At 67.1% G+C, this 11,330-nt stretch carries 9 protein-coding genes; 8 read left to right on the top strand and 1 reads right to left on the bottom strand.

Going from position 1 to position 11,330, the window contains the following annotated elements; all coding sequences use genetic code 11:
- The first annotated feature begins 40 nt into the window (after positions 1-40).
- Positions 41-1,531, top strand: a complete 1,491-nt coding sequence (locus tag ASJ79_RS29585) for a class I adenylate-forming enzyme family protein (RefSeq protein ID WP_231751092.1) — start codon at positions 41-43, stop codon at positions 1,529-1,531.
- A 3-nt stretch (positions 1,532-1,534) separates the two neighbouring features.
- Here ASJ79_RS29585 and ASJ79_RS29580 read toward each other — a convergent pair whose 3' ends face one another.
- Positions 1,535-1,960 carry a pyridoxamine 5'-phosphate oxidase family protein gene (locus tag ASJ79_RS29580; protein ID WP_067963239.1) on the bottom strand — a complete coding sequence of 142 codons (426 nt, stop codon included), beginning with the start codon at positions 1,958-1,960 and terminating at the stop codon, positions 1,535-1,537.
- Positions 1,961-2,027: 67 nt separating this feature from the next.
- Here ASJ79_RS29580 and ASJ79_RS29575 point away from each other — a divergent pair, with 67 nt between their 5' ends.
- The 7 genes from ASJ79_RS29575 (at position 2,028) to ASJ79_RS29550 (ending at position 11,208) form a co-directional block, all read left to right on the top strand.
- A complete protein-coding gene (locus ASJ79_RS29575; protein WP_067963237.1) occupies positions 2,028-3,020 on the top strand; it encodes an LLM class F420-dependent oxidoreductase in 993 nt (330 codons plus the stop codon).
- A 580-nt stretch (positions 3,021-3,600) separates the two neighbouring features.
- Positions 3,601-3,915 (top strand): hypothetical protein, encoded by a 315-nt coding sequence (locus ASJ79_RS32940; RefSeq protein WP_156448699.1) that lies wholly within the window; start codon positions 3,601-3,603, stop codon positions 3,913-3,915.
- A gap of 160 nt (positions 3,916-4,075) precedes the next feature.
- Positions 4,076-5,224, top strand: coding sequence for a glycosyltransferase family 4 protein (locus ASJ79_RS29570; RefSeq protein ID WP_067963235.1), 1,149 nt, complete (start codon positions 4,076-4,078; stop codon positions 5,222-5,224).
- A complete protein-coding gene (locus ASJ79_RS29565; protein ID WP_156448698.1) occupies positions 5,221-7,218 on the top strand; it encodes a hypothetical protein in 1,998 nt (665 codons plus the stop codon). The genes ASJ79_RS29570 and ASJ79_RS29565 overlap by 4 nt, the downstream gene beginning before the upstream one ends.
- The gene (locus tag ASJ79_RS29560) at positions 7,215-8,504 is read left to right on the top strand and encodes a hypothetical protein (protein WP_067963230.1); all 1,290 of its coding nucleotides are present in this window, start codon (positions 7,215-7,217) and stop codon (positions 8,502-8,504) included. Before ASJ79_RS29565 ends, ASJ79_RS29560 begins: the two co-directional genes overlap by 4 nt.
- Positions 8,501-9,853: a lipopolysaccharide biosynthesis protein gene (locus ASJ79_RS33550; protein ID WP_197420434.1), complete on the top strand. Its 1,353-nt coding sequence runs from the start codon at positions 8,501-8,503 to the stop codon at positions 9,851-9,853. Before ASJ79_RS29560 ends, ASJ79_RS33550 begins: the two co-directional genes overlap by 4 nt.
- Positions 9,853-11,208 carry a glycosyltransferase family 4 protein gene (locus ASJ79_RS29550; protein ID WP_231751094.1) on the top strand — a complete coding sequence of 452 codons (1,356 nt, stop codon included), beginning with the start codon at positions 9,853-9,855 and terminating at the stop codon, positions 11,206-11,208. Before ASJ79_RS33550 ends, ASJ79_RS29550 begins: the two co-directional genes overlap by 1 nt.
- The last annotated feature ends 122 nt before the right edge of the window (positions 11,209-11,330 follow it).

The raw sequence follows: 11,330 nt of genomic DNA, 5'->3' as shown, positions 1-11,330 counted from the left end.
GATCTGTTGACTCCGGGCGTCGGTGACCCACAATGATGCCGTGACCGACAGCTTTACCGAAAGCTTCGCGGCGGCGCTGCACGGCTACGGCGACAGACCGTGCATCGAGTTCGACGGGAGGTGGTTCACCGGCGATGAGGTCGCGGCCTACGGTGCGCGGATCGCGGCCACTCTGGGTGAAGCCGGTGTCGCCGACGATGCTCCGGTCGGGTTGATCGTCCGCAACCGGTTGCAGCACGCCGCGGCGATCGCGGGGTTCCTGGCTGCCGGGCGCACCGTGGCGATGATCTACTCCTTCCAGTCTCCGGACGCGATCGCTGGCGATGTCGAGAAGCTGAACGTTTCGGCGGTGGTGGCCGACCCGGAGGACTGGACGGAACCGGTGGTGGCGGCCGCCGCACGAACCGGGGCCGCGGGGCTGGCGATCTCACTTGACGCACCGACGGTGGGCTGCGTGGCCGGCCTCGAACGTTGCGATACCTCACGCCCGCACGCGCCGGCCGAGCCCGGTGTGGCCTTGCAGATCCTGACCAGCGGTACCACCGGGCCGCCCAAGCGTCAGGCGCTCAGGTTCAACGTGCTGGAGCGCACCGTCTTCAGCGTCACCGCCGGTGAGAAATCGTCTGCGGATGCACCGCCGGAGTTCGCATACTGGCAGTTCGGCGGAATCGGGGTGTGTCAGTTGATCGCCGGCCTGTACAACGGCCGTCGCATCGCGATGCTGGAACGGTTCACCGTCGACGGCTGGGTGGACGCCGTACGGAGGCATCGGGTGGCCCGCTCCGGGGTGCAGCCCGCCGTCATCCGCATGCTTCTCGACGCTGACGTGCCCAGAGAAGATCTCGCGTCGCTGGAGTTCCTGATCAGTGCTTCCGGGCCGCTGGATCCCGAAACCCGCGACGAGTTCGAACAGAAATACGCGATCCCGATCCGTCTGGCCTATGGCGCAACCGAATTCGCAGGCTCGCTGTGTGCGTGGACCCCTGATGCGTTGGAGAAGTACGGCGACAAGAAGCGCAACAGTGTGGGGCGGGCGCTGCCCGACACCGACCTGCGCGTCGTCGACCCGGAGAGCGGAACCGAACTGGCCGCCGGACAGCATGGTCTCCTGGAGGCCAAGGTCGGCCCGATTGGCCCGGACTGGATCAGGACGACCGACATCGCCAGCATCGACGAGGACGGCTTCGTCTTCCTGCACGGTAGGGCCGATGGTGCCATCAATCGAGGCGGTTTCAAGGTGCTGCCCGAAGCGGTCAGGCGCGTCCTGATCACCCATCCCGGGGTGCGCGACGCCTGCGTGGTGGGCGTTCCCGACGCCCGTCTCGGGCAGGTGCCTTTCGCGGCCATCGAGGTCACTGCCGGCGCCGCTGCTCCGGCCGAGGACGAACTCAAAGCGCTGGTGCGGCAGGCGCTTCCCGTCTACAACGTGCCTGTCGCCTTCGCCATGGTCGACGAGCTGCCGCGCAATCCGGCACTGAAGGTGAGCCTGCCCGCCGTCGCCGCGCTCTATACCGGGGACGCGCGCCGCTGACGGTCAGACGCTGCCGAGGTCGGCGGAAAGCCAATGCCTCGGCTCGACGAACACGGCCACGCTCTCCCCGTGTTCCCGCCGCGCGAATTCGAGGTAGCCGTCCACCTTCTCGGGTGCGAGGTAGCGCTTGGTCATCTCGACCAGTTGTGCGTCGGTACCGGGCTCGATGCGAAGGACCGGGCCGTCGACGGCGACGTAGCGCACGGTGGGCTCCACGCGGTCCACCATCAGGGAGAGATGGCCGCTCGACTGGATCAACCGGTGCTTGCGCGAGCCCGCACCGGTGGTGAACCAGAGCTCGCCGCCCGGCGTGTACTGGTACCAGATCGGTACGGTCAGCGGCCCCCGCCCGTCGCCGGCCGAAACCGAAAGCGCCGCGACGTGCGGCTCGGCGAGGAACTGTTCGCGTTCGTTCTTGGAGAGTGCCATAAATCGCACGCTACTGATCGGCGGTGACAACCGGGTGGCGTCCGCGAATCGGCATAGAGTCGGGTTCATGCGCTTCGGAATCTTCGTCCCCCAGGGCTGGCGACTCGACTTGGTCGGAATCGAACCGCGCGATCAGTGGCAGGTGATGCGCGACCTCGCCGCGTACGTCGACGCGGGCGAAGCCTGGGACTCGCTGTGGGTCTACGACCACTTCCACACGGTCCCGGTGCCCACCTCCGAGGCCACCCACGAAGCGTGGACGCTCATGTCCGCGTACGCCGCCACCACGTCGCGGATCAAGCTCGGGCAGATGTGCACCGCGATGAGTTACCGCAACCCCGCCTACCTCGCCAAGGTCGCCGCCACCACCGACATCATCTCGGGCGGACGGGTCCAAATGGGAATCGGAGGCGGCTGGTATGAACACGAGTGGCGCGCATACGGGTACGGCTTCCCGTCCGCCGGTGTGCGATTGGCACGCCTCGACGAGGGCGTCCAGATCATGCGAGACGCCTGGCGCGACGGAGTCGTGTCCTTCGAGGGGAAGCACTACCAGACAGACGGCGCGATCGTCGCCCCCCGGCCGCTGCAACAGGACGGGATTCCGTTGTGGATCGCCGGCGGTGGCGAAAAGGTCACGTTGCGCATCGCGGCGAAATACGCGCAGTACACCAACTTCACCTCTGAGCCCGAAGGCTTCGCCCACAAGTCGCAGGTGCTCGCCGAGCACTGCCGCGACCTCGGAACCCATTTCGACCAGATCGTCCGATCGTCGAACATCAACGTCGTCGTCGGTGAATCCGAGGCCGACGTCAAGGAACGGCTGGGCAGGGTGCGCTCGCGTATCGGCGGGCTGACGGGGGAGCCGGCCGCCGATGCCATGCTGAAGTCGATGAACACCCCGCAAGCGGGCAGCGGAACCCCTGAGCAGCTCGTCGACGCGCTCCGACACCTCAGGAACCTGGGGTGCGAGTACGTGATCTGCTATTTCCCCGAGGCCGCCTACGACCGCTCCGGGATCGAGCTGTTCGAGCGCGAGGTCATTCCGGCGCTGACCTGAGAACCATCGGATAGCTCGCTGACGAGCGTGCAGCTCTGAGGCCGGGACGAACGCCGGACACCCACGCACGCGAAGGCAGGGTCCCGACGATGGCAAGCGTCTCGCCGCGCGGGACGACGAGTACGCCCAAGCCGTCCGTGATCGCAGCACGGCCGGACCGCCAGAGCAATGTCGTTCGCCGAGCGATACCGCAGCACAATTCGCGAATTCGTGAGCGGCGAAGTGGAGCTGTCCGGCCTCGGCAGGCAACGGGTGCGCGACCACCCACTGTGATCCAAATCATGCCAAGCGCCGGCGAAGGTGCAGGTCACGACTGGGTTACGGACGTCGGTGGATCGAGACCGAATGGGTTTCCGACAAAGATCGCTAGCAAACTCACAGCTAATATTCACCGTCGCGTTTATTGCCTTCGCAACCAGTCCCGGGCCTGTCGGCTAAAAAGCGCTGTAAGCAGTGTTGCAGGCCACATACCATGGTGCTAGCGTCAGGTCCGTTACAAGGCAATCGGACGAATACTTTCCGAAACAGCTAATTGATTGGCCTTCACTGAAATGCCGGGCCAATGTGCAGGGGGGCGAGCATGAAGGGGCTGCATTCGAGTAACGGCCGCTATGGGGCGACAGCGGCGACGGCCTTGACAAACCGAAATCTGCATGGCCTCGAGACGGCCCGTTCTCTTGATCCACGGGTTTGTCGCCGCGTACATCCTGCGCCTGCGCTGACTGTCAGCCAGGTGGTCCCGGTCGGCGGCAACTCAGCGGACACGACCTCGAACGCGGCCCGTCGTCGCCTCCCGGACATCGAGGTGGTGCCCCGGGAAAGCGTCGGTAAGGGCGACGTCCTGACGGCAGGCAGTCAGGTCCACTCGGGCGAACGCGTCGAGGTCATTGCGTGAATGACGGGCACGCTGGGGGAGGCGGGCCCGTCACTCTGAGAGTTGAACCGGGGGGTCGGATCTTGTGCCGTGCATGCTTTGGTGCGGACCGCGAGGAATACCTAGGCCTCTGCGCGTCCTCGCCCTCGCGGGAAGGTGCTGAGCGACGGAGCACGGCGCGATGACGACGGTCCTGCGCATCGGCATCGTGGTCCCGCGCTTCGCACCCTTCCGCGGTGGGATGGAGACCTATGTGGCATCCGCCGCCGCCGCGCTGGCAGCAGAAGGCGCGGAGGTCACCGTCATCACGCAGGCGCCGCGGGCGGCCGCGCTGCCCCGACAGGAGGTGCGAGACGGATATACCGTCGAGCGCCACCACCTGCCGGTTGGCGACATCTTCGACCTGCCGGCGCCGGCAGCGGCTCGGGCCGCGGGCGAGACGGGCCGCTTCGACGTGGAGTGGGTGCACAACTATCACATGCCGTTGGCCTGGTTGGCCGCCGAACATGCCACCGCCCCAGTAGTTTTCACGCCGCACTACCACGGGGTGGGCCATACCCCGCTGCGGCATGCGTTGCACCGCGCATGGCGACCGGCCGGCCGGCGCCTCATGGCGGTGAGTCGACGGATCGTGGTCGACACCGAGGCGGAGGCCTCGTTGGTGCTGCGCGACTTCCCGAGCCAGGTGCAGCGCGAGACGGTTTCGGTGATACCGCCCGCGGTGGCTGATCCATCTCGCGGACACGACCCGTACCCGCATGTCGGCAACGTGGTGTTGACCGTGGCGCGTCAGGAACCGTACAAGCGCACAGACCTGCTGGTCCGGGCGGTCGCGGAGCTGCACCACCGAGGAAGGCCGGCGCGGCTGGTTGTCGTGGGGGACGGTTCCGCCCTGCCTGCTCTGCGCCGGCTGACCGTCGAACTCGACGCGGAAGATGCGGTGACGTTCACCGGCGCGGTGGATGACGACGCACTCGGACGGTGGTGGGCCACAGCAGCGCTCTACGCCACCGCCAGCCGGCAGGAGGCCTACGGGATCGGGCTGGCCGAAGCACTCGTGGCGGGACTGCCGGTGGTGGTCAGTGACATCGCTGCTCACCGGGAGGTCGTCGAGCGTGCCGGGCCCGGGGTGGCGGCCCGACTGTGTACGACTGACAGCACGGACACGGCGACGGCTCGTCGTTACGCCGATGCGATCGACGCATTGCTTTTCATGGCCGCATCGAGCCGTGATCGCGGGCCACAGTGCAAGCTGCCGAGCGCCGGTCAGGTGGTCGGGCAACTTCTGGAGACGTTGTCTGCTGCGCGCAGGGTTGGGAGTCGAGTGTGACTTCCGTTCTCGACACCGGTGATTCGCCCACAGATGCGGCGTCGCGCGCGAGGAGTTCCGACCGGTCGGAACCCCTCACAGGCGGACGCCACCGTCGGCTGATTCTCGCTCTGACCATGCCGCCGATCGGTGCCGGACTGATCGTGCTGTCGCATCACCATGCGGCCGGCCTTCCAGAGCCCGACAACATGCAGTTCGCGGTGTACTGGGCCGGCTTCCTGAGCGGGATGCTGCCCCTCGTCGGCCTTGCCTGTGCGCGCTCGGTCGGCGGCGTGACACGAGCGTTCGCAGTGGCCGGGATCGGTCTCTTCGGCATGGTTCCGCGGCTGTTGCACCCGACGCCCTCTGGTTCCGACGAGTTCGTGCATCTGCGGCAGGCGATGGAGACGTATCTCGCCGGGGATGTCGGTCACGATCTGAACCTGCTGCCGATCACGAAGGAATTCTTCGGCCTACACCAGGTGATCAGCGCTGTCGCTCATCTGTCGGGGCTGCCGCTCTGGACCTCCGGACTGGTCGTGATCTCACTTGCTCACGTGCTGTCGGTACTTGCGGTCTACCAGCTGGTCCGCAACGTCGGCGTCCCCGCGCCCGGGGCGGCCGTGGGCGCGGTGGTCTACACGCTCAACCCGTCCTGGATGTACTTCAACGTCGCAGTGTCGTACGAAAGCCTCGGACTTCCGTTGGTGCTGTGGTGTTTAACGGCGGCGGTCGCCGCCGGGCGCGCCACGACGAACCCTGCGGTGCGGGCGATCGCCATGGCGATGTTCTGCTTGGTTGCGCTGCCGACGGTCCATCATCTGAGCACGGTCATGCTTTGTCTGATTCTGGCGTTGCTCATCACCGCTCGTCTCGTGCCCTGGTTCCCCCGGGCCGCATCCGGCGATCTGCACAACCATCAAGAGCGGGTCTGGCCCCTCGCGCTGATCTGGTTCTGTTTGCTGTCCTCCATCCATCTCTGGTGGTCGGAGAAGTACGGCTGGCTCATCAATTATCTCGGGCCCGCGCTGAGCGAGGGATTCTCCCAGCTGTCGCGAATACTCGACGGTATCGGCTCGACTTCGGGACAACGTTCACTGTTCAAGAATTCGGCGAACCCCATCTTCGAAATCGTGTGCGGCTACCTGTTTCCGTTCGTTGCGCTCGCTCTCTTCCTCTGGGCGGTCACCGTGCTCTGGCGCAACCGTCGTCGTGTGGGCTCCGCGCTCTGGGGGTTCGCGGCGCTCGGCGCGATGTTCTTCGCCAGCATGCCGCTGGTGCTGACCAGCGGTGGCGCCGAAGGGGCGCACCGGTCATGGGGCTACAGCTTCGTCGGCCTGGCGGTCATCTGCGGGATGGCCTGGTCGCTGGGCCCGCGCACGCCTGGTCTTGTCGCCGCGAAGTGGCCGTCGGTCTCCAGTGTGCTGCGTAAACCACCGGTCAGGACCGCTGTGGGGTGTCTCGTGTTCACCGTCATGGCCTTTGGCAGCGCAGCGTTGGGTGTCAACGTTTCTCACCGCTTCCCCGGCAGTGCGAACGTCGGTGACGACGCAAGGTCGATGTCGTATGAGGGCCGGAGCGTGGCCGAGTGGCTTGAGGCGCATGCGCCGGTCGACACACCGGTATTGGCGGATCGTTACGTGTCGTCCCAGCTCGGGTCACTGGGCCGGATGTCTGCGCTGCGGCCCAGCATGAAGTTTCCTATCTGGGAGATCTATCTGAATGCAGAACCGGTGCGTCCGGAAGTGCTCAAACAGATTTGGGATTCGAAGGTCGCCTATTTCGTGGTGGACTCCCGAATGGCGCTCACCCGGCCGCGCCTGGGCACATGGTTCACCAGGGAGGAGCCTGGGCGCGGCGGGACCGAACTGGTGCCGCAGGCCGCTCTCGACCGATTCGACTGCTTGCCGTGGTTGAGCGGTGTGTACGCGGCAGGACCGCTGACGGTCTACAGAGTCGACCGCTACACGTTGCGCCGTACCGCGGCGGGTAGCTGTGAGGGGTGGGTGGGATGACGGTGATCAAGGGCGACCAGGCCACGTCCGACACCGCCGAACACGAGGTCGGCGATCGTCCGGTCGACTCTGACACGTTGTCGCACAACGCGTCACCGAGCCCCGACGTTTGGAGTGCAGTTCGATGCGGCGGGGATTCGGGGCGTGGGTATTCAAGCGCCACCCGACGTGGACTTCACCGTCAGCCCTGGTACGGGCAGCTGAGGAACGTCGCGGCCCGGGCGGTGCCGGTGACGCCGCGGACGCGCTGGGCGCGCGTTCAGGTGCTGGCGGGATCATTGCTCGGCGTCGGCTGCCTGGTGGCAGCGCACCGGCTTCAGCCGGACTCGGGCTCGCTGTTCGCCCCGCCCACCCGCGCGGTCGAGTGGCTCGTGTTGGTGTGCGGGGTCGTCGGGGTCTGGTTGGTCCCCGGCCTCTGGTTGTCGGCGCTGTTGATGCGCACCGGGGCGGGGCCGGCTGGGTGGCTCGGTTCCCGAATCGCCACGACGCTCGCGTGGTACGTGCTCGTCGGTCCGACCATTCATTTCATGGGTGAAGGCGCGCGGGTCACACCCGCCGGCGTTCTGATTGCCACTGTGGCGGCCACGGCTGCGGTGTGCGCCGGCCTGGTACTGGGCCTGTCGTCTCGGCCCAGCCGGTTCTGGCAGCGTGTGCTACTGGCCGCGCTGATCGGGGGCGGCTGTGCGCAACTGGCGATGTGGACGTGGATGTCCCTGTGGTCGGCCGGCATGAACTACTCGCACATTCGGCGTCTCGGCTGGGCGATCGTGCTCGTGTGCGCTGTCCTGGTGATGCTCGGAACGCTCAGCCGTCCCAAGCTTCCCGGACTGCTGACCAAGCAGAACCTGCCCACGCTCGTGGTCGTCCTGCTGGTCTTGGTGGGGACGGTGACGGGACTGCTGGCCACCGCCGCGCGCTGGTCACCTGCGCAACGGATGCCGTCTGCTTACGGCATCGAACAGATCCCCGCACCGCCCGGCGTCGATGCGGCGTTCGCGCTGACCCCGATGGGAGGGGACGGCGGTCAGCTCATCCAGCGGGCGACTTTCGCGGGTTTCGACATGGCGGGACGGGAGGTGCCTGTCGACGCTCGGCTCGACGGCGGGGGGCCGGACGGCCGAGTGTCGTTGCTCATCACGCTTCAAGACCGGGACCGGTCGGCGGTATGTGCTCGGCCGTCCGATGACACGGCCCGTACCGGCGGACCCGCCAAGCTCACGATTCGGGATCTGACCTCGCGGGTCCGCGCCCAGGCCGTCTTTCCCGACGGGTGGTGCAGCCGATGACGACAACCCGTCCGCTCAAAGTCCGTGGCCTGCTGGGCAACAGCATGTCGCTGCTTGCGCTGACCTACATGTCGTCGTTGCTCGGCTACGTCTTCTGGGTGCTCTGCGCACGGAGCGTGTCACCGGGCGCGATCGGCATGGCGAACACGGTGATCGCGGCGATGACGCTCGTCGCGATCCTGGCCGCTGCCGGCTTCATCCCCCTGCTCACCCGGATGCTGCCGGGCGCAACACCAGAAGAACAGAGCGGCCTCTGCAGCGCTGCTTTCCTCGTCACCGCGCTCGTCTCAGGCTCTGCCGGAACTGTGGCGTCGCTACTCCTGCCGGACCACCTGCGCACCACCATCGGCACCGGTTGGCTTATCGCGATGGTGGCCCTCGGTGCCGTGGGCACATCCTCGATGTTCGTCGTCAACGCGTCATTGTTGGGCATCCGCCGAGCCGAACTGTCCTTGCTGGCCACCGCTGTGGGCAGCGTGTCCCGACTCGCCGCGATCGCGGTGATGCTCACCGTGGGGGCCGTGGCTGTCGGCGTGGACGCCTCCGCCACCCACACCATCCTCGTTATCTGGATCGCGTCCGTGGCGCTTTCGCTGGCGATCGCGTTGCGCTCGCTTTCGCGTGCGGCACCTGAACTGCGGTTCCGGGTCCACGCTGCCGCATTCCTGCGAGTACGGAACTCGGTCGGATGGGATCACGTCGCGACACTTGCGGTGCGGGCCCCCGCGTTCGTCCTACCGATCCTCGCGGCCACGCTGTTTCCTCCCGAACAAGTCGGATACATGGCCGTGACGGCCATGGTCGCCACCGTCTTCTTCTCCGTGGCCGCCGCGGTGTCGAACGCGCTACTGGCTGAATGCGCCGACGACCCGGCCAAGCTCGGCGCGCAAGCGCGCCGCGCATCACGACTGATCGCTGCGCTTCTTCTGGTCCCCGTGGTGATCACGTGCCTGTTCGCCACGGAGATCCTCAGCATCTTCGGGCCGGGCTATGCCGACTACAGACTGTTGCTGATCCTGTTGCTGTTGGCCACATTTCCCGATGCCGTCATCAACGTGGCGATGACGGTGATGCGCATACAGCACCGCCTTCGGCTCGTCGCCTTCCTGGCCGTGGCCGGCGCCACGATGAGCATCGGCGGTTCGTGGCTGCTGATGCCGCATTTCGGGATCTTCGGTGCCGGCGTGGCGGTGCTCACCGCGCAGCTGACCGTGGCGCTGGCTTTCGCGGCGGTAGGTCCCTACCGGCCCCGGATCGGCGTGCGTGGCCGCACAGGCGGTGGGGCCCGTGTCCCGGCCGGAATCGGCGGGGAGGCCCGTCGGGACACGGCAGAGGGGGTGCGTCGGTGATGCGCTGTGCGGACTCCCGGATGGACGGATTACGCATCCTGCACGCGATGGACAGCTTCCTGCCCAACGTCGGAGGCCTGGAACTTTCGATCGCCGCGCTGGTTCGCGCTCAGGTGCGCCGCGGCCGGGTGGTCGCCATGGCCACGGCGCATCACCCGAACGCACCGGATCGCGAGGAGATGGACGGCGTCGAGGTGCACCGTCTACCGATGGCGATGGCGCACGTGCCGGGTGCGTACGCCTCGCCGACGCACCGCTTCTTCCCGCCGGTGCCGGATCCGTTGTTCGCGCGGGCGTTCGCCGGTCTGGTGCGTAGCTTCCGCCCGGACGTCATTCACGTCCGCGGATGGATCCTCTACAGCGTGTTGGGTGCCGCCCGGCGCGCCGGTGTCCCCGTCGTCGCGAGCGCCCACGACCACAGCCAGGTCTGCGCGACCAAAGTGATGCGGTACCGCGGGCAGAGCCTGTGCTCGGCACCCGGCCTCGGCAAGTGCATCAGCTGCGCCCACTCGCAGTACGGGCTCAAGGGGATTCCGTTGGCAGCCGGGCTGCACCAGTTGGGATCGAGACGGCATCGCGAGGTCACCCTCTGGACGGCGACATCGTCCGCGTTGGCGGCTCGCGGATCGGCCCCCCGTCCGGCCGACAGCGTTGCCATGACGGTGATCCCCACGTTCATCGACGACGACCTGCTCAGCCTCGCCGGCGACGGACGGACGGCGCACCGCCCGGACTTCGTGCCCGCCGACGGCCCGTATCTCTTCTATGCCGGGGCGCTCGGGACGCACAAGGGTGTCGACATCCTGCTCGACGCGTACACCCGTCTGCGCGCATCGGGAATCGACACGCCACTGGTCCTGGCAGGTCTGCCTCGCGCCGACTTCGCCGTGCGGAACCGGCCTGGTGTGGTCGTCGCGACCAACGTGCCCCAGCGGGCGGTGGTGGCCGCGTGGCGACACGCCACCGTCGGCGTGGTGCCCAGCGTGGTGCCCGAAGGATTCGGCCGGGTGGCCGTGGAATGTCTGGCCGGCGGCACTCCGTGCGTGGTCTCCGCCCTGGGGGGTTTGCTCGACATCGTCACCGACGGCGTCGAGGGTCTGCACGTGCGACCGGGCGATCCCGCGGACCTGGCCCGCGCGATACGTCGCCTGCTCGACGACGAGGCCTTGCGGTCACGGATGGGCGCCGCCGGGCCGGCGAAGGCGGCGGGCTTCACCTTGTCTCGAGTCGCTCCGCGGCTCGATGAGGTGTACCTGCAGGCCATGAATGAGGCTGCGGCCGGACCGCGAAGGCACCGAACGTTGTCGCGCAACCGCGACAGCGCGCAAACCGAGCCTGGAAAGGGGAGGATGTGAGCACCACCGCACCCACAGCTGAAAGCTCCGCTACGAGTTCGGAATTCGCGAGATTTCCGCTGATTCTGATGTATCACTCCGTGACACCGTACGAGGAGGATCCGTACGAGGTCACCATGACG

The sequence above is a fragment of the Mycobacterium sp. NAZ190054 genome (assembly GCF_001545925.1).
GTDB lineage: Bacteria > Actinomycetota > Actinomycetes > Mycobacteriales > Mycobacteriaceae > Mycobacterium.
This window is presented reverse-complemented; position numbering and strand designations above follow the sequence as displayed.